At 62.7% G+C, this 23144-nt stretch carries 20 protein-coding genes; 14 read left to right on the forward strand and 6 right to left on the reverse strand.

The window, feature by feature from the left end:
- Positions 1–27: 27 nt before the first annotated feature.
- Positions 28–702 (reverse strand): ribose-5-phosphate isomerase RpiA, encoded by a 675-nt coding sequence (gene rpiA / locus KVQ82_RS02460; RefSeq protein ID WP_041072157.1) that lies wholly within the window; start codon positions 700–702, stop codon positions 28–30.
- A 308-nt stretch (positions 703–1010) separates the two neighbouring features.
- Here rpiA and ilvA point away from each other — a divergent pair, with 308 nt between their 5' ends.
- Together ilvA and KVQ82_RS02470 are read left to right on the forward strand one after the other, a co-directional pair.
- Complete coding sequence (gene ilvA, locus KVQ82_RS02465; protein ID WP_041072159.1) at positions 1011–2525, forward strand: threonine ammonia-lyase, biosynthetic; 1515 nt, start codon at positions 1011–1013, stop codon at positions 2523–2525.
- A gap of 39 nt (positions 2526–2564) precedes the next feature.
- Positions 2565–2990: a DUF2269 domain-containing protein gene (locus tag KVQ82_RS02470; protein ID WP_198759719.1), complete on the forward strand. Its 426-nt coding sequence runs from the start codon at positions 2565–2567 to the stop codon at positions 2988–2990.
- A 119-nt stretch (positions 2991–3109) separates the two neighbouring features.
- Here the strand turns inward: KVQ82_RS02470 and KVQ82_RS02475 are convergent, their stop codons facing one another.
- The gene (locus KVQ82_RS02475; protein WP_041072163.1) at positions 3110–3766 is read right to left on the reverse strand and encodes an HAD family phosphatase; all 657 of its coding nucleotides are present in this window, start codon (positions 3764–3766) and stop codon (positions 3110–3112) included.
- 143 nt (positions 3767–3909) lie between these two features.
- Between KVQ82_RS02475 and KVQ82_RS02480 the strand changes: the two genes are divergently transcribed.
- The gene (locus tag KVQ82_RS02480; RefSeq protein ID WP_003229203.1) at positions 3910–4389 is read left to right on the forward strand and encodes an RNA pyrophosphohydrolase; all 480 of its coding nucleotides are present in this window, start codon (positions 3910–3912) and stop codon (positions 4387–4389) included.
- Between the two features lie 22 nt (positions 4390–4411).
- Positions 4412–6691, forward strand: coding sequence for a phosphoenolpyruvate--protein phosphotransferase (gene ptsP, locus KVQ82_RS02485; protein WP_222017856.1), 2280 nt, complete (start codon positions 4412–4414; stop codon positions 6689–6691).
- A 159-nt stretch (positions 6692–6850) separates the two neighbouring features.
- On the opposite strand, the gene KVQ82_RS02490 is transcribed toward ptsP, so the two are convergent.
- Positions 6851–7597: an NRDE family protein gene (locus KVQ82_RS02490; RefSeq protein ID WP_222017858.1), complete on the reverse strand. Its 747-nt coding sequence runs from the start codon at positions 7595–7597 to the stop codon at positions 6851–6853.
- 130 nt (positions 7598–7727) lie between these two features.
- On the opposite strand from KVQ82_RS02490, the gene KVQ82_RS02495 reads away from it, so the two are divergent.
- The 3 genes from KVQ82_RS02495 to KVQ82_RS02505 all read left to right on the forward strand — a co-directional run bounded on the left by KVQ82_RS02495 (position 7728) and on the right by KVQ82_RS02505 (position 10441).
- Complete coding sequence (locus KVQ82_RS02495; RefSeq protein WP_047297179.1) at positions 7728–8510, forward strand: sulfite exporter TauE/SafE family protein; 783 nt, start codon at positions 7728–7730, stop codon at positions 8508–8510.
- Positions 8511–8603: 93 nt separating this feature from the next.
- Positions 8604–9419 (forward strand): prolipoprotein diacylglyceryl transferase, encoded by an 816-nt coding sequence (lgt, locus tag KVQ82_RS02500; protein WP_222017861.1) that lies wholly within the window; start codon positions 8604–8606, stop codon positions 9417–9419.
- A gap of 50 nt (positions 9420–9469) precedes the next feature.
- Positions 9470–10441: a thymidylate synthase gene (locus tag KVQ82_RS02505; protein ID WP_027610539.1), complete on the forward strand. Its 972-nt coding sequence runs from the start codon at positions 9470–9472 to the stop codon at positions 10439–10441.
- Between the two features lie 122 nt (positions 10442–10563).
- On the opposite strand, the gene cadR is transcribed toward KVQ82_RS02505, so the two are convergent.
- A complete protein-coding gene (gene cadR, locus KVQ82_RS02510; protein ID WP_007964189.1) occupies positions 10564–11013 on the reverse strand; it encodes a Cd(II)/Pb(II)-responsive transcriptional regulator in 450 nt (149 codons plus the stop codon).
- An 84-nt stretch (positions 11014–11097) separates the two neighbouring features.
- On the opposite strand from cadR, the gene KVQ82_RS02515 reads away from it, so the two are divergent.
- From KVQ82_RS02515 to KVQ82_RS02545, 7 genes are all read left to right on the forward strand, one after another.
- Positions 11098–13413 carry a heavy metal translocating P-type ATPase gene (locus KVQ82_RS02515; protein ID WP_222017864.1) on the forward strand — a complete coding sequence of 772 codons (2316 nt, stop codon included), beginning with the start codon at positions 11098–11100 and terminating at the stop codon, positions 13411–13413.
- Positions 13414–13429: 16 nt separating this feature from the next.
- On the forward strand, positions 13430–14293 hold the full coding sequence (locus KVQ82_RS02520; RefSeq protein WP_098968462.1) for a LysR family transcriptional regulator: 864 nt from the start codon (positions 13430–13432) through the stop codon (positions 14291–14293).
- A 256-nt stretch (positions 14294–14549) separates the two neighbouring features.
- Entirely contained in the window at positions 14550–15626 is a 1077-nt protein-coding gene (locus KVQ82_RS02525; RefSeq protein ID WP_222017866.1) for a putative 2-aminoethylphosphonate ABC transporter ATP-binding protein, read from the forward strand.
- Positions 15626–17350, forward strand: a complete 1725-nt coding sequence (locus KVQ82_RS02530; protein WP_222017868.1) for a putative 2-aminoethylphosphonate ABC transporter permease subunit — start codon at positions 15626–15628, stop codon at positions 17348–17350. The genes KVQ82_RS02525 and KVQ82_RS02530 overlap by 1 nt, the downstream gene beginning before the upstream one ends.
- 35 nt (positions 17351–17385) lie before the next feature.
- Complete coding sequence (locus KVQ82_RS02535; RefSeq protein WP_041063660.1) at positions 17386–18411, forward strand: putative 2-aminoethylphosphonate ABC transporter substrate-binding protein; 1026 nt, start codon at positions 17386–17388, stop codon at positions 18409–18411.
- A gap of 143 nt (positions 18412–18554) precedes the next feature.
- Positions 18555–19688, forward strand: a complete 1134-nt coding sequence (locus KVQ82_RS02540; protein ID WP_222017870.1) for a TIGR03364 family FAD-dependent oxidoreductase — start codon at positions 18555–18557, stop codon at positions 19686–19688.
- The gene (locus KVQ82_RS02545) at positions 19685–20302 is read left to right on the forward strand and encodes a phosphonate degradation HD-domain oxygenase (protein WP_222019353.1); all 618 of its coding nucleotides are present in this window, start codon (positions 19685–19687) and stop codon (positions 20300–20302) included. Before KVQ82_RS02540 ends, KVQ82_RS02545 begins: the two co-directional genes overlap by 4 nt.
- Before the next feature lie 68 nt (positions 20303–20370).
- On the opposite strand, the gene KVQ82_RS02550 is transcribed toward KVQ82_RS02545, so the two are convergent.
- Positions 20371–21747 carry a GTPase/DUF3482 domain-containing protein gene (locus KVQ82_RS02550; RefSeq protein ID WP_222017872.1) on the reverse strand — a complete coding sequence of 459 codons (1377 nt, stop codon included), beginning with the start codon at positions 21745–21747 and terminating at the stop codon, positions 20371–20373.
- A complete protein-coding gene (locus KVQ82_RS02555) occupies positions 21740–23113 on the reverse strand; it encodes a DUF2868 domain-containing protein (protein WP_222017874.1) in 1374 nt (457 codons plus the stop codon). Before KVQ82_RS02555 ends, KVQ82_RS02550 begins: the two co-directional genes overlap by 8 nt.
- Positions 23114–23144 lie beyond the last annotated feature (31 nt).

Genomic DNA, 23144 nt, shown 5'->3' on the forward strand with positions numbered 1-23144 from the left:
CCTGCCCATAACTGGTGGGCGGCTGACTTACTCAGCCTTCAGCGTCTTCACACCTTCGCTGGTGCCCAGCAACAGCAGATCCGCCGGGCGCGCCGCGAACAGACCGTTGGTGACCACGCCGACGATCGCGTTGATCTGCGCCTCCAGCTCCACCGGGTTGGTGATCTGCAGGTTATGCACGTCAAGGATGATGTTGCCGTTGTCGGTCAGCACGCCTTCGCGGTACACCGGGTCGCCGCCCAGTTTCACCAGTTGGCGGGCGACGTGGCTGCGGGCCATCGGGATCACTTCGACCGGCAGCGGGAATTCGCCCAGCACCGGCACCAGTTTGCTGGCGTCGGCGATGCAGATGAAGGTCTTGGCCACGGCCGCGACGATCTTCTCGCGGGTCAGGGCCGCGCCGCCGCCCTTGATCAGGTTTAGGTGAGCGTCGCTCTCGTCGGCGCCGTCGACGTAGAACTCCAGGTCGCTGACGGTGTTCAGCTCATACACCGGAATGCCGTGGCCCTTGAGGCGTGCGGCAGTGGCTTCGGAACTGGCGACCGCGCCATCGAACGCGCCCTTGTGCTGGGCCAGCGCATCGATGAAGCAGTTGGCGGTGGAGCCGGTGCCGACCCCGACGATGCTCTTGTCATCGAGTTTCGGGAGGATGAAGTCGACGGCGGCCTGAGCCACTGCCTGTTTGAGTTGATCCTGGGTCATGCGGGCTCCGGAAGCGGGCAAGGTGAGTTCGGAAAGGCCGGCATTATAGCCCCCATGCCCGGCGAAAACTCCTGTGGTGAGGGGATTTATCCCCGATGGAGGGCGAAGCGCTCCCAGCACCCCTCGCAAATATTGCGCTCTCAGGTTGACGACGGCTGAGCCGCCGATCGGAGATAAATCCCCTCACCACAATGAGGTTTACATCACAAACTGTTCGCCCCGGCTAAAACCCCCTGTTCAGTGTGGTCGCCCGGGCAAAAGCCGGGTTAGACTCGTCGGTCCCGCCCAATCGCCAGTGATGCTTTCCGATGCTCGAACAGTACGTCAAAAAGATCCTCACCTCGCGCGTTTATGACGTTGCCGTAGAAACCCCGCTGCAGAACGCTCGCCAGCTCTCCGAGCGGCTGGGCAATGACATTTGGCTCAAGCGTGAAGACTTGCAGCCGGTGTTCTCGTTCAAGATTCGCGGCGCCTACAACAAGTTGACCCAGCTGACCGACGAAGAGCGCGCCCGTGGCGTGGTCACCGCGTCGGCGGGCAACCATGCGCAGGGTCTGGCGCTGGCGGCGAAAGTGCTGGGCGTGAAAGCGACCATCGTGATGCCCAAGACTACTCCGGAGATCAAGGTCGAAGGCGTGCGTTCGCGCGGCGGCAAAGTCGTGCTGCACGGCGATTCGTTCCCGGAAGCGCTGGCCTACTCGCTGAAACTGGTCGATGAAAAGGGCTACGTCTACATCCACCCGTACGACGATCCGCACACCATTGCCGGGCAGGGCACCGTGGCGATGGAAATTCTGCGCCAGCACCCGCAACCGCTGGACGCGATCTTCGTGCCGGTCGGCGGCGGCGGTCTGATTGCCGGTATCGCGGCGTACGTGAAATACCTGCGCCCGGACATCAAGGTCATCGGCGTCGAGCCGGACGACTCCAACTGCCTGCAAGCGGCCATGGCCGCCGGTGAGCGCGTGGTACTGCCGACCGTGGGCATCTTCGCCGACGGCGTGGCGGTGGCACAGATCGGCCAGCACACCTTCGATATCTGCAAAGACTACGTTGACGAAGTGATTACTGTCAGCACCGACGAGATCTGCGCGGCAATCAAGGATATCTACGACGATACCCGCTCGATCACCGAACCTGCCGGCGCCTTGGGCGTGGCCGGGATCAAGAAGTACGTCGAACTGCGCGGCGTCAGTGGCCAGACCTTCGTCGCCATCGACTCCGGAGCCAACGTCAATTTCGACCGCCTGCGCCACGTCGCCGAGCGCGCCGAGCTGGGCGAGGGTCGCGAGGCGATCATCGCCGTGACCATTCCTGAGAAGGCCGGCAGTTTCAAAGCCTTCTGCGAAGCGATTGGCAAGCGCCAGATCACCGAATTCAACTATCGCTACAACACCGGCAGCGAAGCACACATCTTCGTCGGCGTGCAGACGCACCCGGAAAACGACCCGCGCAGCGCGCTGCTGGCGAGCCTGACCGAGCAGGGTTTCCCGGTACTCGACCTGACCGACAACGAACTGGCCAAGTTGCACATTCGTCACATGGTGGGCGGCCATGCGGCGCACGTGATCGACGAAGTGGTGTTCCGCTTCGAATTCCCGGAACGTCCGGGCGCGCTGTTCAACTTCCTCAACAAGCTCGGCGGGCGCTGGAACATCTCGATGTTCCACTACCGCAACCATGGTGCGGCAGATGGCCGGGTGGTCGCGGGCCTGCAAGTACCGCATGACGAGCGCCATCTGGTGCCGGCGGCGCTGGAAGAAATCGGTTACCCATATTGGGATGAAAGCGAAAACCCGGCCTATCAGTTGTTTCTTGGCTGAGCGGCTACGCTGATGGGCAGGCCCTGAGGAAATCGAACAATGGAAACGTTAACTGCCCTGAAAGCCGCGCACATGGTCGCCACTGTAGTGTTGCTGGCCGGTGCGCTGGGTCTGGGAATCTGGGTGTTTCTGGCAAAACGCAAGGGTGATGCAACGGCTGGCAGCCGCACTCTGCAGCGACCACGGGTGTTCATCTGGCTGTTGATGGGCCTGGCGTTGTTGAGCATGCCGTTCACCGGCTGGGGCATGGTGCATCTGGTCGGCTGGCCGCTGGGGCAGACTTGGCTGCTGGCTTCCAGCGTGCTGTACACCGTGGCGGCGCTGGCGTGGTTCTGGTTGCTGGTGCGGTTGAATCGCTTGCGCAAGGCGCCGGGCGGGGTTGGCAGGTTCACTTTTGCCTTGGCGTTGTTCAGTGTTGTCTGCTTTATCGCGATTGCCGGGTTGATGGGCGCCAAGCCTGTTTAAGGCTTGAGACCGCGTTGCTTCAATCGCTGGCAAGCCAGCTCCCACAGGATCTGTAGCGAACACAAATGGTGTGACCACCTGAAAAACCTGTGGGAGCTGGCTTGCCAGCGATAGCTATATCAGCCGCGCAGACTAATGACTGGCCATCCGCGCTTCTCGGCCTCGGCCCGCAGATTCGGATCCGGATCTACGGCCACCGGGTTCGCCACCTGCTCCAGCAGCGGCAGGTCATTCATCGAGTCGCTGTAGAAATAGCTGTCATCCAGTGAATGCCCGGTTTCCTCCAGCCAGCGATTCAGGCGCGTCACCTTGCCTTCGCGGAAGCACGGAATGTCGGTGCTGCGCCCGGTGTAGCGGCCATCGACCATCTCGCACTCGGTGGCGATCAGGGTTTCAACGCCCAGACGCACGGCAATCGGCGCGGTGACGAAGCGGTTGGTGGCGGTGATGATCACCAGTTTGTCCCCGGCGTCACGGTGCTGTTTCAGCAACTCCAGCGCCTTGGGCAGCATGATCGGCTCAATGCAGTCGCGCATGTAATCGTTATGCCACTGCTCAAGCACGGCCATTTCGGTGCGACCGAGGATTTCCAGGCAGAAGTTCAGGTACGCGGCGTTATCCAGCTGGCCGGCCAGGTAATCCTGGTAGAACTCGTCGTTACGCTGCTTGTACGCCACCGGATCGAGGAAGCCGCGCTCGCACAGATAGTCGCCCCAGGCGTGATCGCTGTCGCCGCCCAGAAGGGTGTTGTCCAAATCGAATAGAGCCAGGCGCATTGCAGTTACCCGCTGAAAAGTCAGTAAAAAGGCGACAAGAATACGGTCTTTTCACAAGAGTGCACATAAGGTAGGAACCTTCGTTGCCGCCTTATCAAGCTTTGTGGAACAATGCGGCGACATGCGTTTGCGAGGTTGTTGCCGTGATCGACCCCGATGGTTTCCGCCCCAATGTCGGGATCATTCTGACGAATGACGCCGGCCAGGTGCTATGGGCTCGCCGTATCAATCAAGATGCCTGGCAGTTTCCGCAAGGGGGAATCAACCCCGAGGAGACGCCGGAAGACGCCTTGTACCGCGAGCTGAACGAAGAAGTTGGCCTGGAACGTGAAGATGTTGAAATACTGGCCTGTACCCGGGGCTGGTTGCGCTATCGTTTGCCGCAACGTCTGGTGCGTACCCACAGCCAACCGCTGTGCATCGGCCAGAAACAGAAATGGTTTCTCCTGCGCCTGATCTCCAACGAGCAGCGGGTGCGGATGGATTTGACCGGTAAACCGGAGTTCGATGGCTGGCGCTGGGTCAGTTATTGGTATCCGTTGGGCCAGGTGGTGACATTCAAGCGCGAGGTGTATCGACGCGCCCTCAAAGAGCTTGCCCCGCGCCTTTTAGCGCGCGACTGACGACGGAGTTCGACCCCGAGCCATGCTCAATACGCTGCGCAAGATCGTCCAGGAAGTTAACTCCGCCAAGGATCTCAAGGCGGCGTTGGGGATTATTGTGTTGCGCGTCAAAGAGGCCATGGGCAGCCAGGTCTGCTCGGTCTACCTGCTTGATCCAGAGACCAACCGCTTCGTCCTGATGGCCACCGAGGGCTTGAACAAGCGCTCGATCGGCAAGGTCAGCATGGCACCCAACGAAGGTCTGGTGGGTCTGGTCGGCACGCGTGAAGAACCCCTGAACCTCGAAAACGCCGCGGATCACCCGCGCTACCGCTACTTCGCCGAGACCGGCGAGGAGCGCTACGCCTCCTTCCTCGGGGCGCCGATCATTCACCACCGCCGCGTCGTCGGCGTGTTGGTCATCCAGCAGAAAGAACGCCGCCAGTTCGATGAAGGTGAAGAAGCCTTCCTCGTGACCATGAGCGCGCAGCTCGCTGGCGTGATCGCCCACGCCGAGGCCACCGGTTCGATCCGTGGCCTGGGCCGTCAGGGCAAGGGTATTCAGGAAGCCAAGTTCGTCGGCGTACCGGGTTCGCCGGGTGCTGCCGTCGGTACTGCGGTGGTGATGCTGCCGCCAGCGGATCTGGACGTGGTGCCGGACAAGCACATCACCGACATCGACGCCGAACTGGCGCTGTTCAAGACCGCCATCGAAGGCGTGCGCGCCGACATGCGCGCCTTGTCCGCCAAACTTGCGACCCAGTTGCGTCCGGAAGAGCGCGCGCTGTTCGACGTCTACCTGATGATGCTCGACGATGCCTCGCTGGGCAGCGAAATCACCACCGTGATCAAGACCGGCCAGTGGGCCCAGGGCGCGCTGCGCCAGGTGGTCACTGAGCACGTCAACCGTTTCGAACTGATGGACGACGCCTACCTGCGCGAGCGTGCGTCGGATGTCAAAGACCTTGGCCGGCGCCTGCTGGCTTACCTGCAGGAAGAGCGTCAGCAGAACCTGGTCTACCCGGAAAAAACCATTCTGGTCAGCGAAGAACTGACGCCGGCGATGCTCGGCGAGGTGCCGGAAGGCACGCTGGTCGGTCTGGTGTCGGTCCTAGGTTCGGGCAACTCCCACGTCGCGATCCTGGCCCGGGCCATGGGCATTCCGACGGTGATGGGCCTGGTCGATCTGCCGTACGCCAAGGTCGACGGTATCGAAGTGATCGTCGATGGCACCCGCGGCGAGGTCTACACCAACCCTGGCGACGTGCTGCGCAAGCAGTTCGCCGAGGTGGTCGAAGAAGAGAAACAACTGGCGCTGGGCCTCGATACCCTGCGTGACCTGCCGTGCGTGACCCTCGACGGGCACCGCATGCCGTTGTGGGTCAACACCGGTCTGCTGGCCGATGTGGCGCGGGCGCAGAAGCGCGGCGCCGAGGGCGTCGGCCTGTACCGCACCGAAGTGCCGTTCATGATCAACCAGCGCTTCCCGAGCGAGAAGGAACAACTGGCGATCTACCGCGAGCAGCTCGCCGCGTTCCACCCGCAACCGGTGACCATGCGCAGTCTGGACATCGGCGGTGACAAATCGCTGTCGTACTTCCCGATCAAGGAAGACAACCCGTTCCTCGGCTGGCGCGGGATTCGCGTGACCCTCGACCACCCGGAAATCTTCCTGGTGCAGACCCGTGCGATGCTCAAGGCCAGCGAAGGCCTGAACAACCTGCGGATCCTGCTGCCGATGATCTCCGGCACCCACGAACTCGAAGAAGCCCTGCACCTGATCCACCGTGCCTGGGGCGAAGTGCGCGACGAAGGCACCGACGTGCCGATGCCGCCGATCGGGGTGATGATCGAGATTCCGGCGGCGGTGTATCAGACCAGGGAACTGGCGCGCCAGGTGGACTTCCTGTCGGTCGGCTCCAACGACCTGACCCAGTACCTGCTGGCGGTCGACCGCAACAACCCGCGAGTGGCCGATCTCTACGACTACCTGCACCCGGCGGTGCTGCAAGCCCTGCAGACTGTGGTGCGCGACGCGCATGCCGAAGGCAAGCCGGTGAGCATCTGCGGCGAAATGGCGGGTGATCCGGCAGCGGCGGTGCTGTTGATGGCGATGGGCTTCGACAGCCTGTCGATGAACGCCACCAACCTGCCGAAAGTGAAGTGGATGCTGCGTCAAATCAACCTGAGCAAGGCCAAGGACCTGCTGGCCGAGCTGATGACCATCGACAATCCGCAGGTTATCCACAGCTCGCTGCAACTGGCGCTGAAGAATCTCGGCTTGTCGAAGATGAATCCGCCGGCGGTCAACAATGCCCTTTAAAAGGCTGATGGCCCTGTGGCGAGGGAGCTTGCTCCCGCTGGAGTGCGGAGCGCTCCCAATTCGGTCAATGAGATTCTTCTGAGAGATCGCATTGGCTGGGTTGCGGCTGCTTCGCACCCGAGCGGGAGCAAGCTCCCTCGCCACAATGGTTGCTCACTTTCAGGTATTGATCTCCACCTCCCCCAAATGCCCGCCATACGGCCCGAAACTGCGCTCGATCATCCGCCGCGTGCCGTCCGCCTGCACAATCAACGCCGTACTCGCCCGCGTCCCGTAACTCTGGCTGGCAATGAACACGCTCGACAGCAGTGATTCAGTCGCCAGCCCGACTCCGGTGTCCGGCAGTTCGGCAAACGGTGCGGTTTGCGCATCGCCCAGCAACTCCAGCAACCGCGCAGGTTGTGGATCGTCCAGCACCGCGCTCAGGGCAGCCTTGGCCTTGAGCAGTTTCGGCCACGGCGTATCCAGCCCGGCATTCGACAGCCCGTAAACCCCGGGTTGGAGCATCACCGGCTCGGACGTTCGCGCATTGAAGTGCCACAGCTCGTGGGCATTGCCCAGTAGCAGGTTGAACCCGGCGTACTCCGGCGAGCGCGCGACCACATCGCTTAAATAATCATCAATCGACGCATCGCCCGCGAGAAACCGCGCCACCAGCTCGCCCCGCGATTTACGCGCCGGAGGCTGGTGTGGATCGCGGATATTGGTCAGCGCGGCAAAGCGCCCATTGGCGCCGATCCCCAACCAGGTCCCGCCCGCCTCAAGATCGCGCCCGGCATGTACGTGCGGCGCGTCGGTCCATGGCGCCAGCGGCAGGCTCGGGCGGGCGTAGAACTCGTCACGGTTGGCCGCGACGATCAGCGGCTGGGCATGGCCCGGACGCCAGGCGAAAACGATCAGGCACATAAGGTGGTCCTTGTGTGTTTTCTGCTCACTCTACGCAGTCGGCGTCCGTGCATCCATCGCAAGTGGAGCCGGAGGGCATGCATCCGTTACCATGCCGCTCCGGTTTTGGGGATGCGTCTGGGAGACGGTCATGGAATTTCTGCTCTATCTGGCGTTGGGCGCCTGTGCGGGCGTGCTGGCCGGGCTGTTCGGGGTGGGCGGCGGGATCATTATTGTCCCGGTGCTGGTGTTCAGTTTTACCTTGCAGGGATTCGATCAGTCGATCCTCACGCATCTGGCGGTAGGGACATCGCTGGCGACCATCATCTTCACTTCGGTCAATGCCGTGCGTGAACACCATCGACGTGGTGCGGTGCGCTGGCCGATCTTCATGTGGATGACCGTGGGCATTCTGCTCGGCGCCGGTTTTGGGGCGCTGACCGCCGAGGCGATTTCCGGGCCGAACCTGCAGAAGATCATCGGCGTGTTCGCCTTGGTGATTGCCGTGCAACTGGCGCTGGAGGTCAAACCCAAGGCCAGTCGAACGGTGCCGGGCAAACTCGGTCTGACCGTGGCCGGCAGTGTGATTGGCTGGGCCTCGGCGATTTTCGGGATCGGCGGCGGCTCGCTGACCGTGCCGTTCCTGACCTGGCGCAGCGTGCCGATGCAGCAAGCCGTAGCGACGTCGTCGGCTTGTGGCCTGCCGATTGCGCTGGCCAGTGCCTTAAGTTTCATGATTCTGGGCTGGCATGATCCGTTGTTGCCGCCGCATAGTCTCGGTTTTGTTTATTTGCCGGCGCTGCTGGGCATTGCCCTGACCAGCATGGTGTTCGCCCGTCTCGGCGCGCGTCTGGCGCACAAGTTGTCGCCGCGCTTGCTGAAACGGCTGTTCGCCGCTTTGCTGTTCTGCGTGGGCCTGAATTTCCTGCTCTGAGCCTCTGGTTCAGAGTAGGCCGCAATCCTGGCTTAATCCTGAGGTGGCAGCGTCGCCCGGGAATTTTGGTTTCAACTCTAACGAGGAGTCGCAATGCTGCCTTACCCGCAGATCGACCCGGTGGCCCTGGCCATCGGTCCGCTGAAAATCCACTGGTACGGCCTGATGTACCTCGTCGGCATCGGCGGCGCATGGCTGCTGGCGTCGAGCCGGCTCAACCGTTTCGACCCGACCTGGACCAAGGAGAAGCTCTCCGATCTGGTGTTCTGGCTGTCGATGGGGGTGATTGTCGGTGGACGTCTGGGTTACGTACTGTTCTATGACCTGAGCGCCTACATCGCCAACCCGACGCTGATTTTCGAAGTGTGGAAGGGTGGCATGTCGTTCCACGGCGGCTTCATCGGGGTGATGCTCGCCGCGCTGTGGTTCGGCAAGCGTAACGGCAAGACCTTCTTCCAGCTGATGGACTTCGTTGCGCCGATGGTGCCGATCGGTCTGGGCGCCGGGCGTATCGGTAACTTCATCAACGCCGAGCTGTGGGGCAAGCCGACCGACGTGCCGTGGGCGATGATCTTCCCACCGTTCAGCGATCCGGCGCAGCTGCCGCGTCACCCGTCGCAGCTGTATCAGTTCGCGCTCGAAGGTGTGGCGCTGTTCCTGATCTTGTGGCTGTTCTCGCGTAAACCGCGTCCGACCATGGCGGTATCGGGCTTGTTTGCGCTGTTCTACGGCATCTTCCGTTTCATCGTCGAGTTCGTCCGCGTACCGGACGCGCAACTGGGCTACCTGGCCTGGAACTGGCTGACCATGGGTCAGGTGCTGTGCGTACCGATGATCGTCGGCGGGCTGTTCCTGATCTGGCTGGCCTATCGTCGTGCGCCGGCAGCGCCGCTCGCGCCGACCGCTTAAACTACGAACCCCGGCGCGCGACGCCGGGGCTCAAAGGACACAGGTAACTCATGAAGCAATATCTCGAACTGGTCTCGCACGTCATCCAGAACGGCACCAAACAGGCCAACCGCACCGGCATCAACACCATCAGTTTCCCGGGTGCGATGCTGCGTTTCGATCTGCAGGAAGGTTTCCCGGCGATCACCACCCGCAAGATGGCCTTCAAATCGGCCATCGGCGAGATGTGCGGTTTTCTGCGTGGGGTGAACAATGCCGCTGAATTCCGTGCGCTGGGCTGCAAGGTCTGGGACCAGAACGCCAACGAAAACGCGCAGTGGCTGGCCAACCCGTTCCGTCAGGGCGAAGACGACCTCGGCGAAATCTACGGCGTGCAATGGCGCAAATGGCCGGCGTACAAGCAGATCCCGCTGAGCAACACCGCCGCTATCGAACAAACCCTGAGCAACGGCTACAAGCAGATCGCCCAGGGCGAAGAAGACGGCCAGGCTTACGTGGTGCTGTACAAAGCCATCGACCAGGTGCGCCAGTGCGTCGACACGATCATCAACGATCCGGGCAGCCGCCGTATTCTGTTCCACGGCTGGAACGTCGCCCAGCTCGATGAAATGGCCCTGCCGCCGTGCCATCTGCTGTACCAGTTCCACCCGAACGTCGAGACCAAAGAGATCTCCCTGACCCTGTACATTCGCTCCAATGACCTGGGTCTGGGCACGCCGTTCAACCTCACCGAAGGCGCTGCGCTGCTGAGCCTGATCGGGCGCCTGACCGGTTACACGCCGCGCTGGTTCACCTATTTCATCGGTGATGCGCACGTCTACGAGAACCATCTGGACATGCTCAACGAACAGCTCAAGCGCGAGCCGTTCGCCATGCCGAAACTGAAAATCTCCGACCGCGTACCGGAGTTTGCCAAAACCGGTGTGTACCAGCCGGAGTGGCTGGAGTTGGTGGAGCCGAGTGATTTCTCGCTGGAAGGCTATGAGCACCATGCGCCGATGACCGCGCCGATGGCGGTCTGACAGACTGCCATTAAACCTGTGGGAGCTGGCTTGCCAGCGATGACGGCAGCACATTCAACATTGATGTGTCTGTAAAACCGCTATCGCTGGCAAGCCAGCTCCCACAATATTTTGTGGTGTTGTCAATGGCCGTGACTGCGGCCTACGTGGGAATGTTCGACTTCGGTTGCGACGACGCCACCACTCACCTCCAGCCGCTGCAAAATCCCGCACTGATCCGCCCCCGGCCCTTCGCCACAGCGTTGGCGCAGGTCGAGCAGTTGTGTCTGCAGCGCCAGCAAGCCGTCAATCCGCGCTTTCACGTGCTGGATGTGTTCGTCGATCAACGTATTGACGCTTGCACACTGATCCTGCGGGCTGTCACGCATGGCCAGCAGGCTGCGGATTTCTTCGAGGGTCATGTCGAGGGTGCGGCAGTTGCGGATGAAGGTCAGGCGTTCGGCGTGGGCCTGGGTGTAGACGCGGTAGTTGCCATCGCTGCGCGCCGGTTCCGGCAGCAGGTTTTCGCGCTCGTAATAGCGGATGGTTTCCACGGCGCAGTCGGTGAGTTTCGCCAGTTCTCCGATCTTCATGACGGCCATCTCCAAATGGGTGCTTGACCCTATAGTGGCTACAGGGTCTTTACTTGGCAACAGGCACCTTCATGGACGCGACCAATGAGCGATTCCCAGCACACCCACAAGCCCGGCGACGGGCACGATCATAGCCACAGCCATAAATTGCAGCCTTTGCATAAGCACGAACATGGCGGCGATTCCTGCTGCGGGTCGAAAGCCGCAGCACCGGCACCGGTTCATTCGCACGAAGATTCTTGCTGCTCGTCGACAGCTGCTGCGCCTGCGTTGGTGCAACTGAGCGAGAAAACCAGCGCTGACGTCCGACTGAGCAGTTTCCGCATCGAAGCGATGGACTGCCCGACCGAGCAGACGCTGATCCAGAACAAACTCGGCAAGCTGGCCGGTGTGCAGCAGCTGGAGTTCAACCTGATCAACCGCGTGCTCGGCGTGACCCACAATCTGCCCGACACCGCGCCGATCACCGAGGCGATCACCTCGCTGGGCATGCACGCCGAGCCTTTGGAGGCGGGCGTCGAAACCCCGGCCCCGGCACCAGTAAAAAAACACTGGTGGCCGTTGGCGCTGTCCGGCGTCGGCGCGCTGGCGGCGGAAGTTATCCACTTCACCAACGCCGCGCCAACCTGGGTGGTGGCGATCATTGCGCTGGTGTCGATCCTCAGCGGCGGCCTGACCACCTATAAAAAGGGCTGGATCGCCCTGAAGAACCGTAACCTCAACATCAATGCGCTGATGAGCATCGCGGTGACCGGTGCGGTGTTGATCGGGCAGTGGCCGGAAGCGGCAATGGTGATGTTCCTGTTTACCGTGGCCGAATTGATCGAGGCGCGCTCGCTGGATCGCGCGCGCAACGCCATCAGCGGCCTGATGCAAATGACCCCGGAACAGGCCACGGTGCAGCAGGCCGATGGCAACTGGATCGAACAAGAGGTTAAAAGCGTCGAACTCGGCGCCCGTGTGCGGGTAAAACCCGGCGAGCGCATCGCCCTGGACGGTGAAGTCGTCAGCGGCAGTTCCACCATCGATCAGGCGCCGATCACCGGCGAAAGCCTGCCGGTGGAGAAAACCGTGGGCGACAAAGTCTTCGCCGGCACCATCAACCAGGCCGGTTCGCTGGAATACTCGGTGACTGCGGCGGCGAACAACTCGACCCTGGCGCGGATCATCCACGCCGTCGAGCAGGCTCAGGGGGCGCGGGCGCCGACGCAGCGCTTCGTCGATCAATTCTCGAAAATCTACACCCCGGTGGTATTCGCGCTGGCGCTGGCCGTGGCGATCATTCCGCCGCTGTTCATGGGCGCGGTGTGGTTCGACTGGATCTACCGCGCGCTGGTGTTGCTGGTGGTGGCCTGCCCGTGCGCACTGGTGATCTCCACCCCGGTGACCATCGTCAGCGGCCTCGCGGCGGCGGCGCGCAAAGGTATTCTGGTCAAGGGCGGCGTTTATCTGGAGGGCGGTTTCAAGCTCGATTATCTGGCGCTGGACAAGACCGGCACCATCACCCACGGCAAACCGGTGCAGACCGATTACCTGTCGCTCAACCCGACCGCTGACGCCAGCGCTCCGGCGATTGCCGCCGCGCTGGCCGGGCGCTCCGATCACCCGGTGTCGCTGGCGATTGCCAATGCGGCTGTGGATAAAAACCTCGCCGTGCTGAGTGTGGATAACTTCGAAGCGCTGGCCGGTCGTGGCGTGAAGGGCCAGGTCAACGGCCAGACCTATCACTTGGGCAACCATCGTCTGGTCGAGGAGCTGGGCCTGTGCTCGCCGCAACTCGAAGAGAAGCTGTTTGCGCTGGAGAAACAGGGCAAATCCGTGGTGTTGCTGCTCGACAGTTCTGGTCCGCTGGCGCTGTTCGCCGTGGCCGACACGGTCAAGGAATCCAGCCGCGAAGCGATCCGTCAGTTGCACGCCCTCGGGGTGAAAACCCTGATGCTCACCGGCGACAACGTGCACACCGCGCAAGCCATTGCGGCGCAGGTCGGTATCGATCAGGCCAAGGGCGACTTGCTGCCAACCGACAAGCTGCAAGCCATCGAAGCGCTTTATGCACAGGGTCATCGGGTGGGCATGGTCGGCGACGGCATCAACGACGCCCCGGCGCTGGCGCGGGCCGAAATCGGTTTCGCCATGGCGGCCGCCGGCACCGACACCGCGATTGAAACCGCCGATGTCGCCCTGATGGACGATGATCTGCGCAAGATCCCGGCGTTCATCAGCCTGTCGCGCGACACCGCGAGCATCTTGAAACAGAACATCGCCTTGGCCCTGGTGATCAAGGCTATCTTTCTTGGGGTAACCTTCGCCGGACTCGCCACCATGTGGATGGCGGTGTTTGCCGACATGGGCGTGAGCCTGCTGGTGGTGTTCAACGGTTTGCGCCTGCTGCGTAAATAAACGATGAGGGATGGTTGTGCTGAGTGCCGAGCTGAAAGCGTTTTATATGGTCGCCCGCCTGGGCAGCATTACGCTGGCGGCGAAAAAGCTCGGCCTCAGCCAACCCACCGTGACCACGCAGATTCGCAATCTGGAAAGCCAGTATTCGGTGGAGCTGTTCTACCGTGGCGGCCGTCGTTTGAGTGTCAGCGACGAAGGCGCGCGGTTGCTGCCGATGGTCAAGACGCTGTTGCAGCAGGAGGCCGACATCGAGTTCTTCCTGCGCAACAGCGGTCAGGTGCAGGGCACGTTGCGCATCGCTGCCACTGCGCCGTATTACATCCTCGATCTGGTGAAGACCTTCCGCGAGCGTCTGCCGCAGGTGGAGGTGTCGGTGGAAATCGGCAACTCGCAACAAGTGCTCGAAGCGCTGGAGGATTACCGGGTGGATGTCGCGGCGTCGTCGCAGTTGCTTGAGGATGCGCGGTTGATTCGCCGGGTATTGGGTAGCGATCCGCTGGTGCTGGCGGTGCATCGCAATCATCCGCTGGCGGCGCAGGAGCATGTGGCGTTGAGTGCGCTGGCCGGGCATACCTTGCTGATGCGCGAGTCGGGTTCGACCACCCGCCGTTTGACCGAGGAGTTGCTGGAAAGCGCCGGGGTCAGTTTTGGCCCGTTGCTGGAGATCGGCAGCCGTGAGTCGATCCGCGAGGCGGTGCTGCGCAATATCGGCATCAGCATCATTGCCCGCCAGGAAGTGCCGCATGATCCGCAGTTGCGCGTGCTGACCATCGAGAATGCGCCGCAGATTCCCGAGTACCTCTATTGCCTCAAGGAGCGCAAGGGTGCGCGGTTGCCGGCGGCCTTCCTCGGCTTGGCTCAGGAAATGTCCCCGGCCTGATTTCTTCACTGCTAGTACTGGCCCCATCGCTGGCAAGCCAGCTCCCACAGGTATTTCAGGTGTTCACAAAATCTGCATTCACTGAAGATCCTTGTGGGAGCTGGCTTGCCAGCGATGGGGTCAGACCAGCCAACCCATGACTTGAAACCTTAACCAAAATCCCCGAATACCACTATCAGCCGTTTTTGCCCTACTGCCACATGACGGACGCATTACAACTCTAGGATTGGCCCCATCTGCTTGATGAGGTCTGTCCATGAATCCTGCCATCGCAACTGCCCTGACCAACCCCGGTGCGCCGATGAAAGTGCGCGGCGTGCAGAAACGCTTCGGCGCCTTCACCGCACTGGATAACGTCTCCCTTGATGTCGCGGCCGGTGAGCTGGTATGCCTGCTCGGCCCGTCGGGCTGCGGCAAGACCACGCTGTTGCGCTGCATCGCCGGGCTGGAGAAGCAGGACAGCGGCGAGTTGTACCTCGGCGACCGCGACGTCTCGCACCTTGCGCCGCAGGCCCGGGATTACGGCATTCTGTTCCAGTCCTACGCGCTGTTCCCCAATCTGACCGTCGAAGCGAACATTGCCTACGGCCTCGCCGGCAGTGGTCGTGACGAAGTACGCCGTCGCGTCGGGCAGATGCTGGAGCTGGTCGGCCTCAGCGGCAGTGAGAAAAAGTACCCAGGCCAGTTGTCCGGCGGTCAGCAACAGCGAGTCGCGCTGGCTCGCGCCCTGGCCCCGGCACCGTCGCTGCTGTTGCTCGATGAACCGATGTCGGCGCTGGACGCCCGCGTCCGCGAGCATCTGTGCACCGAACTGCGCCAGCTGCAGCGCAACCTCGGCATCACCACCCTGATGGTCACCCACAATCAGGACGAAGCCATGCTGATGGCCGACCGCATCGCCGTGATGAACAACGGTCGGGTCGAGCAGTACGCCACCCCGCAGGACATCTATAACCGCCCGGCCACGCCGTTCGTGGCCGAGTTCGTCGGGCAGGGCAACTGGCTGCCGTTCCAGCGCAGCAGCGCCAGTCACGCCCGGGTTGGCGGGATGGATGTGCGTCTGGCGGATGGCAGCGTGAGCGGCGCTTCGGGCCGGTTGTTCTGCCGCCCGGAAGCGATCAACGTCAATCCGCTGGTGCACGAAGAAAACCTGTTCCCGGCCAAGGTTCGCGAGATCACGTTCCTCGGCAATCGCTGCCGCATGAGCTTCGAACTCGATCAACTGCCGGGCCACGCTCTGCTCGCCGAACTGGCGCCGGAAGCCATGCCGCGCCTCGGCGCCCAGCAGATCATGGTCGCCTTGCCACCGCGCAGCCTGCAGGTGTTTGCCTGATGAGCGCGAACATCGCGCTGCCGCTACCGCACAAGCAGGCGCGGCGAGTGTCCGGGGCCGAGGTCGGTGACCGGATCTTCGTCCTCGGCGGCAAACTCGTGCTGCTGTTGCTGCTCGGTGTCGCGGTGCTGATGCCGTTGCTGGCGATCTTCTGGCGCGGCTTCAGCAGCGAGGCCGGGCAGGGCGGTGGCTGGCTCGCTGCGAAGGCGCTGGTGAGCAGCGAGAATTTCCACTGGCTGCTCGGCAACAGCCTGAAGGTTTCCCTCAGCGTCGCGGCCATCGTCGTCCCGCTGGCCTACCTGTTTGCCTACGCTCTGCAGCGCACTCTGATTCCGGCCAAGGGCCTCTGGCGCGGGATCTCCCTGCTGCCATTGATGGCGCCGTCGATGCTGCCGGGTATCGCACTGGTTTATCTGTTCGGCAACCAAGGCATGTTGCGTGGACTGCTCTCGGACAACATCTACGGGTTCTGGGGCATTGTGTTGGGCGAGGTGATCTACACCTTTCCCCATGCGTTGATGATTCTGCTGTCGGCGTTGTCGCTGGCCGATGCGCGGCTGTTCGATGCGGCGTCGAGCATGGGTGCCAGTCCGGCGAAAGCCTTTCGCAGCATCACCTGGCCGGCGACCCGGCAAGCGGTATTCGCCGCGTTCTGTCTGGTGTTCACCCTGACCATCACCGATTTCGGCGTGCCGGTGGTGGTCGGTGGCGACTATCAAGTGCTGGCACTGGAAGCCTACAAAGCCGTGGTCGGCCAGCAGCAATTCGGCCGCGGCGCGTTGATCGGCATGGTGCTGTTGCTGCCGGCGCTGTTCAGCTTCGGCGTCGATGCCTGGCTGCGCCGCCATCACGGCGATTCCATGAGTGGCCGTGCACAAGTGTTCAAACCGACGCCGTCGAAGTTGCGTGATGGCTGCTATCTGGCGATTGTTTTGTTGATCAGTGCGGCGTTGCTGCTGGTGTTCGGCATGGCAGTGTTTTCGTCGCTGGTGAAGTTCTGGCCGTACAACCTGTCGCTGTCGCTCAATCACTATCAGTTCAACGAGACCGCCGGCGGTGGCTGGCTTGCGTACAGCAACAGCTTGAAGATGGCGCTGGGCACGGCGCTGATTGGCAGCGTGCTGATCTTCACTGGCGCTTACCTGATGGAGAAAACCCGCAGCCAACGCGGCCTCAACCTGACGTTGCGCATGCTCAGTTTCGTGCCGATGGCAGTGCCGGGGCTGGTGCTCGGTCTGGGTTACGTCTTCTTCTTCAACCTCAGCGGCAACCCGCTGCACGTGCTGTACGGCACGATGACCCTGCTGATCGTCTGCACCATTGCTCACTATCTGACCACCGCACAAATGACCGCGACCACCGCGCTGCGCCAGCTCGACGCCGAGTTCGAGGCCGCCGCGCTGTCGCTCAAGGCGCCGCTGTACCGCCACTACCTGCGCGTCACCGTGCCGATCTGCCTGCCGGCGCTGCTGGACATCGTGCGCTACCTGTTTGTCTCGGCGATGACCACGGTTTCCGCAGCGATCTTCCTCTACAGCCCCGACACCATCCTCGCGGCGGTGGCGGTGTTGAACATGGACGACGCTGGCAACGTCGGCGGCGCGGCAGCGATGTCGACCCTGATTCTGTTCACCTCGGCGGGCGTGTCCTTGCTGCTGGCGTGGGCTTCGCGCGGCTTGCTGCGCCGTTCCCAGGCCTGGCGGCAAACCGCGCCCGGTCACTGATTTTCCCAACCTCAACTCAAGACAGGAAAACGATCATGTTCAAGCCTATGGCCCTGGCCGCTGCTGTGCTCGCTACTTTCAGCCTGAATGCCTTCGCGGCAAAAACCGAGTTGACGGTGTACACCGCCCTCGAAGCCGAGCAACTGACCGCCTACAAGGCTGCGTTCGAGAAGGCCAACCCGGACGTCGAGATCAAGTGGGTGCGCGACTCCACCGGGATCATCACCGCCAAGCTGCTGGCCGAAAAGGCCCGTCCACAGGCTGACGCGGTGTGGGGCCTGGCCGCTTCGAGCCTGGCGATCCTCGATCAGCAGGGCATGCTGCAAAGCTACGCGCCGAAGGATCTGGGCAAGATCGGCGCGAACTACCGCGACGCCGCCAACCCGCCAGCCTGGGTCGGGATGGACGTGTGGGCCGCGACCATCTGCTTCAATACCGTCGAAGCCGAGAAGCAGGGCTTGAGCAAACCGGTGAGCTGGCAGGATCTGACCAAGCCTGAGTACAAGGGCAAGATCGTCATGCCGAACCCGGCGTCGTCCGGCACCGGTTTCCTCGACGTCAGCGCCTGGCTGCAAACCTTCGGCGAGAAACAGGGCTGGGCCTACATGGACGGTCTGCACCAGAACATCGGCCAGTATGTTCACTCCGGTTCCAAGCCTTGCAAACTGGCTGCTGCGGGTGAGTTCCCGATCGGCATTTCCTTCGAATACCCGGCGGTACAGCTGAAACGCCAGGGCGCGCCGCTGGACATCATCCTGCCGAAAGAAGGCCTGGGCTGGGAGATCGAAGCGACTGCGGTGATCAAAGGCACGCCGCATGAAGACGCGGCGAAAAAACTCGCGGACTTCTCCGCCAGCGCCGAGGCGATGGATCTGTACAAGGAGAACTTCGCGGTTCTTGCGCAGCCGGGCATCGCCAAGCCGCAGACCGAACTGCCGGCCGACTACGAGCAGCGCCTGATCAAGAACGACTTCGCCTGGGCCTCGAAGAATCGCGACGAGATCCTCACCGAATGGCGCAAACGCTATGACGGCAAGTCCGAGAAAGTCGCTGCCAAGTAAGATTTTTATCGACTGACAGGGCCTGATCGCTGGCAAGCCAGCTCCCACAGGGTTTTGCGGTGAACACGAATTTTGTGAACACCTCGATACCTGTGGGAGCTGGCTTGCCAGCGATGACGGTCTCTCATTCAGGACACCTCTAAATGACCCAACACAAAGATCTGTTGATCGTCGGCGCCGGCATCCTCGGCCTGTCCCACGCCTACGCCGCCGCCAAACGCGGTCTCAAGGTCAGCGTTTTCGAACGCACCGCCACGCCCCTCGGCGCCTCGGTGCGCAACTTCGGTCAGGCGCTGGTCACCGGCCAGCCGCCGGGCCAGATGCTCGAACTGGCCAAGGCCAGCCGCGAGATCTGGGGTGACTGGGCGCAACTCGCCGGTCTGCAGCTCAAGCGCAACGGCTCGTACCTGTTCGCCCGCAGCGAAGCCGAAGAACACTTGCTCGAAGCTTTCTGCAACGGCCGCGCCGTGGAGCACGGGTACAACGTCGCCTTGCTGCGTGGCGCTGCCCTGCGTGATCTGTATCACGGTCAGTTCAGTCACCACCGTGCGGCGTTGCACGGCGTGGACGATCAACAGCTGTACTCGCGCGAAGCGATTCCGGCGTTGATCGACTATCTGCGCCGCGACCTCGGCGTCGAGTTTCACTTCAGTACGCTGGTGCGCGACGTCGAACCGGGGCACCTGCACAGTACCGCCGGCAGCTTCACGGCAAAGCAAATCATCGTCTGCTCCGGCCACGATTATCAGACCCTGCTGGCCGAGCCGATTGCTACGCTCGATCCGCAGATCTGCCGCCTGCAAATGCTCCGCGCCAAACCGCAAGTCGAGCTGAATCTGCAACACGCCCTGCTCACCGGTTTGAGCTGCGTGCACTACGGCGCTTTCGCCGACCTGCCGCAAGCGGCGGCGGTGCAGGCGCAGATCCTGCGCGAACAACCGCACCTGCACGACAACGGCATTCACCTGCTGATCAGCCCGACGCCGTATGGCGAGCTGATCATCGGCGACTCGCACCATTACGGCAGCGATCCGTCGCCGTTCAACGCCGAGCAGGTCGACAACTGGATGCTCGATCTGGCCGAACAGACGCTGGGCTGCAAGGTGCAAGTGCTCGAGCGCTGGCAGGGCGTCTACGGTGCGCGTGGGCCGGGGCCGTTTTCGTTGCTGCGCCCGGCACCGGGGCTGAGTGTGGCGCTGATGCACACCGGCGTCGGCATGAGCATCGGCCCGGCATTGGCCGAGCGCAACGTCGCGCAGTGGCTGGAGGAAATCTGATGGATCATCCACAAATCGTCGCTCGGGTATTCGGGTTGTACGAGCGCTTCGGCACCAGCGATTACATCGGCGAGCCAGTGTCGCAGATCGAGCACATGTCTCAGGCCGCGCAGTTGGCGATGGCTGAAGGGTTTGATGATGAAGTGGTGCTGGCGGCGTTCTTCCATGACATCGGCCATTTGTGTGCCGAGGGCGCCGAGAACATGGGCGGGTATGGCGTGGTCAGCCATGAGCGCCTGGGTGCGGATTATTTGCGTGAGGCGGGTTTCAGTGAGCGTATGGCGCGGCTGGTGGAATATCACGTTGAGGCCAAGCGTTACCTGACGTTGCGTGAGCCTGGGTATTTCGAGCGCCTGAGTGAAGCGAGTCGCCGGACGCTGGAGTATCAGGGCGGGGTGATGAGCGAGGCTGAGGCGGATGTGTTTGAGCGGGATCCGTTGTGTGCCGTGAGTTTGCGCATGCGCCAGTGGGATGAGTTGGCCAAGGAAACGGCGGTGCCGGTGATGGATCTAAAGGTGTTGAAGGAGAAAGCGGTGCGTCTTTTGTCTTCTCAGATCTTGGAACCGAGTGGCTGCCATCGCTGGCAAGCCAGCTCCCACAGGTATCTCGATTGATCACAAAATGGGTTTTCACCGAGAACCCTGTGGGAGCTGGCTTGCCAGCGATGGGGCCAGTCCAGGCGCTACAAATCTGCAGCCAGAAACTCAATCTGCTCCTGCCGCTCCGCCTGATTCAACTTCGCATGCGGATTGAGCGACGACCACTGCGGATGCGCCCGCGCCTTGCTCAGCGCATCCGGCAACTTGCCTTCGCGCCAGCTCTTGTCCTGCGGGGTGGCGACCTGAACCGCGTCCATCGCCGCATGTCCGCGTTGATCCAGCGCTGACAGCAACTGCCGCTGACGCAACGCCAGCAGCCGCAGCACCCCGTCATCCACGGTCAACTCGCGCTGGCCCTTGATCTTGCCGAGCAGACGGCTGCCATAACTGCGCGCCGTTTGCAGCGCGCCGCCCGCAATCGCTCCGGCCAACGCCGCAGCGCCAAGGGTGATCCCGCCCACCAGCAAATCCACGCCAGCTCCGGCCGCCGCGCCTGCCGCAATCCCGCCGCCGACGCGCACGCCGAGTTGCTTGAGGGTTTCCGGATTGAACAGGTCATCGCCCCAACGCCCATCCAGCAGCGGCAGATCACTGGCCGCCGCGTCCTGCGGGCGAAACGCGTAGAGCTTGAGCAGCGCCTCGACGCACTTCTGTTCACGCTGACGCACGGCTTTGCGCAGTTCGCTGATGGCTTGCTGTTCTTGCTCGGCCTCGCTGACCACGCTGCGCCGGCACGCCGCACAATCGATCAGCAGCTCAGCGATCAAGCGCGCCGCACTTTGCTGGCGCGCCAAGCGCTGGGCCTGTTGATCGGCGATCAAGCGTTCCAGTTGCGGCCGGGCGTTTTCCAGCAGCAGCGCGAGGCTTTCGTACAGGCGCCGCTCGCCATCTTCCGGCGGCGCAACGCTGTCGAACCGCACCAGCGCATGCAGGCCGAGCCGCGCCAACGCTTCGCGCCAGTCCGGTTCGCGATGGTTGGCGCTGCTGACGAAATTCAGCACTGGCAACAGCGGCTTGCCGCAACTGGCGAGCACTTCGAGTTCGTCACGATACTTGGCCAGCACCGGTTCGCGGGCGTCGATCACATACAGACCGGCGTCGGAGGCGAGCAGTTGCCGCAGCACTTTCGCTTCCTGTTCGAAACGCTGACGTGCTTCGCTGCCGTCGAGAAACCGCGCCAGTCGCGCCGGACCGTCGAGACGTTCGCCGGGGCGTTCCAGACGCTCAAGGAAATCCAGCAGGGCGATGGCGTCTTCCAGCCCCGGCGTGTCGTAGAGATCGAGCAACGGCTCGCCGTCCACCGACAACCGCGCGCCTTCGACATGGCGGGTGGTACTCGGGCGGTGCGAGACTTCGCCGAAACCGACGTCACGGGTCAAGGTGCGCAGCAGCGAGGTCTTGCCGACGTTGGTGTGGCCGACCACCGCGAGTTTCAGCGGGGCTTTGCGGGCATCAGTCATGACCGTTCTCCAGCCAGTTCATCGGTGCGCAATCGGCGAACGGCAATTCCAGCTGTTGCAGCGCGACATGCCAGTCGCCGAGGCGGGCGCTGTCCAGCGCTTCACCGGGCGGTGCTTGCAGCAGCCAGACGCGGGTGGCGCTGGCGTTGCGCGCCAGTTCGGCGATCAGCGCGAGGCTGCCGCGATCCGGCGAGCGTCGCGGGTCGCAGGCGATCAGCAGGCGCGCCGGGGGGAAACGGCTGAGTTGTTCCAGGAGTTTGTTGCGCGATTCGCGGCTGTCGAGGATTCCGGCGTTGCTCACGGTTTTCGGCAGCGCTGGCGGCCAGGAGCGTTGATCGTCGAGTTCGATGGCGACCAGCAGGGCACCCTCGCTGGCGTGTTCGCTGACGCTGCTTTCGACGCGATGCAACTGCTCAGGTGCCGCGTCGTTAATGCCGAGACGTTCGCTGGTCGGCATCAGCCGTTCGCGCAGCTGGGCGTAGCCGGGCAAGTTCAAGTCCAGCGTCAGCGCGTTTTTGCCGCGACTCCAGCGCCAGAAACACAACGCGGCCAGCAGCAGGCGCGGCAGCACGCCGTAGACCACCAGCACACCGACCAGCCAGGTCGCCCAGGCCTGTCGCGCGTTTTCGATGTCCAGCGCGGCGGCGCCGCTGGCGCGGATCATTTCCATGGTCGGTACGTTGAAACCAAGCAGCGCCGGCAGCGCACCGAGGGCCTGGGTCATGTTGATGAAAGTGTCAGCGCTGAGGATTGTGGTTTCCCAGACGAAGCCGTAGCGCCGGGTCGCCATCAGCGTCAGCAACAGCACCAGTGCGCTGAGCATCGCCAGCAACCACAGGCCATTGACCAATGTGCCGAGGGCCCAGCGATTGAGCTTTCTGCGCTGTAACATCAGCAGCAGGGCCGGTGCGAGTTGCGCGGCTTTGGCGTCGCGGGCGAATTTTTCGCTGAGCCACAACCAGAGGCGCCCGAGGGTGGCGCCGTGTTCTCCGGCAAAGATCAGCCCCAGCGCCCAGCTCAGCAGCAGAATCAGGTTCAGCCCGAGCAGGCTGCCCAAGGCCCAGAACACATTCACCGGTGACTGGCTCAGTGCGGCGAAGGCCAGCCCGGCGCCGCTCAGCAGCGCGAAAATCACCAACAGCACCAGCGCCAGACGCGCGCCCTGCAGCCAGTGCTTGAGTGCCGTACTCAGCCCGTCGCGCTCGGCCAGCCACGCCGCCCGGCGCTGAATACGGCTCGGCAGATCGCCGCCGGCCGCGCGGGCCAGTCGATTGGCTTCCAGATCCTCCAGGGGACCTGCGTGTTCTTCGCGCAGGCGGATGGTTTCCGTCAACCAGAGGTTTTGCAGGGGAGTCAGTTCAGTCACGCGCCATTCCGTTGCTCGATTGAGCCGTGAG

Origin of the sequence: Pseudomonas sp. AO-1 (genome assembly GCF_019775695.1) — a bacterium.
Classification (GTDB): Bacteria; Pseudomonadota; Gammaproteobacteria; order Pseudomonadales; family Pseudomonadaceae; genus Aquipseudomonas; species Aquipseudomonas parakoreensis.

Excerpts from the sequence above, each read along its gene's own strand:
- rpiA (WP_041072157.1), bottom strand. The coding sequence starts at position 702 with ATGACCCAGGATCAACTCAAACAGGCAGTGGCTCAGGCCGCCGTCGAC.
- ilvA (WP_041072159.1), top strand. The coding sequence starts at position 1,011 with ATGCTCGAACAGTACGTCAAAAAGATCCTCACCTCGCGCGTTTATGAC.
- KVQ82_RS02470 (WP_198759719.1), top strand. The coding sequence starts at position 2,565 with ATGGAAACGTTAACTGCCCTGAAAGCCGCGCACATGGTCGCCACTGTA.
- KVQ82_RS02475 (WP_041072163.1), bottom strand. The coding sequence starts at position 3,766 with ATGCGCCTGGCTCTATTCGATTTGGACAACACCCTTCTGGGCGGCGAC.
- ptsP (WP_222017856.1), top strand. The coding sequence starts at position 4,412 with ATGCTCAATACGCTGCGCAAGATCGTCCAGGAAGTTAACTCCGCCAAG.
- KVQ82_RS02490 (WP_222017858.1), bottom strand. The coding sequence starts at position 7,597 with ATGTGCCTGATCGTTTTCGCCTGGCGTCCGGGCCATGCCCAGCCGCTG.
- KVQ82_RS02495 (WP_047297179.1), top strand. The coding sequence starts at position 7,728 with ATGGAATTTCTGCTCTATCTGGCGTTGGGCGCCTGTGCGGGCGTGCTG.
- lgt (WP_222017861.1), top strand. The coding sequence starts at position 8,604 with ATGCTGCCTTACCCGCAGATCGACCCGGTGGCCCTGGCCATCGGTCCG.
- KVQ82_RS02505 (WP_027610539.1), top strand. The coding sequence starts at position 9,470 with ATGAAGCAATATCTCGAACTGGTCTCGCACGTCATCCAGAACGGCACC.
- cadR (WP_007964189.1), bottom strand. The coding sequence starts at position 11,013 with ATGAAGATCGGAGAACTGGCGAAACTCACCGACTGCGCCGTGGAAACC.
- KVQ82_RS02515 (WP_222017864.1), top strand. The coding sequence starts at position 11,098 with ATGAGCGATTCCCAGCACACCCACAAGCCCGGCGACGGGCACGATCAT.
- KVQ82_RS02525 (WP_222017866.1), top strand. The coding sequence starts at position 14,550 with ATGAATCCTGCCATCGCAACTGCCCTGACCAACCCCGGTGCGCCGATG.
- KVQ82_RS02530 (WP_222017868.1), top strand. The coding sequence starts at position 15,626 with ATGAGCGCGAACATCGCGCTGCCGCTACCGCACAAGCAGGCGCGGCGA.
- KVQ82_RS02535 (WP_041063660.1), top strand. The coding sequence starts at position 17,386 with ATGTTCAAGCCTATGGCCCTGGCCGCTGCTGTGCTCGCTACTTTCAGC.
- KVQ82_RS02540 (WP_222017870.1), top strand. The coding sequence starts at position 18,555 with ATGACCCAACACAAAGATCTGTTGATCGTCGGCGCCGGCATCCTCGGC.
- KVQ82_RS02550 (WP_222017872.1), bottom strand. The coding sequence starts at position 21,747 with ATGACTGATGCCCGCAAAGCCCCGCTGAAACTCGCGGTGGTCGGCCAC.